The organism is Microbacterium sp. Kw_RZR3, assembly GCF_029222405.1.
Taxonomy (GTDB): Bacteria; Actinomycetota; Actinomycetes; order Actinomycetales; family Microbacteriaceae; genus Microbacterium.
In genome coordinates this window covers 1-634 of record NZ_JARHXC010000122.1, presented here as the reverse complement: position 1 = coordinate 634, position 634 = coordinate 1, and the positions used below count along the sequence as shown (strand labels likewise).

The 634-nt window shown below is 72.9% G+C and carries 1 protein-coding gene; it reads right to left on the bottom strand.

Going from position 1 to position 634, the window contains the following annotated elements; genetic code table 11:
* Positions 1 to 13 precede the first annotated feature (13 nt).
* On the bottom strand, positions 14 to 634 hold a 621-nt coding region (locus P2P98_RS06600; protein ID WP_275798333.1), incomplete at its 5' end, for a C-terminal helicase domain-containing protein.

Here is a 634-nt window from a genome sequence, read left to right as displayed (position 1 = left end):
CCGCATCGGGGCGTCAGGCGACGGGGGCGGACGGAGCGCCGGAGCTCCCGCCGCTGCGGCGACGGCGGCGGCGGCGCGGAGCCGCGTTGCCGTCGTGGTGCTCCTTGCCGGCGCCGTCGTGCGTACCGGCTCCGCCCTCGGCCCGCGACGCGCTCTCGGAGTCGGAACCCGCAGCGGCAGCCGTTGCGCCGGACGATCCGCCGCGACGGCGGCGACGACGCGGAGCGCGTTCGCCCTCGGCATCCGGACTGTCGTTCTTCTTCTCGGACCTCGGGGCGACGGCCTTGGGAGCCGTCACGAGGCGACCCTTCGTGCCCTCGGGGATGTTGAGGTCGGTGTAGAGGTGCGGGCTCGACGAGTAGGTCTCGGTGGGCTCGGGCTGACCGAACTCGAGCGCGCGGTTGATGAGCGCCCACTTGTGCACGTCGTCCCAGTCGACGAAGGTCACGGCGATGCCGGTGCGGCCCGCGCGGCCGGTGCGGCCGGCGCGGTGCAGGTAGGTCTTCTCGTCGTCAGGGATCGTGTGGTTGATCACGTGGGTGACGTCGTTGACGTCGATGCCGCGGGCGGCGACGTCCGTGGCGATGAGCACGTCCTTCTTGCCCGCCTTGAACGCGGCCATCGAGCGCTCGCG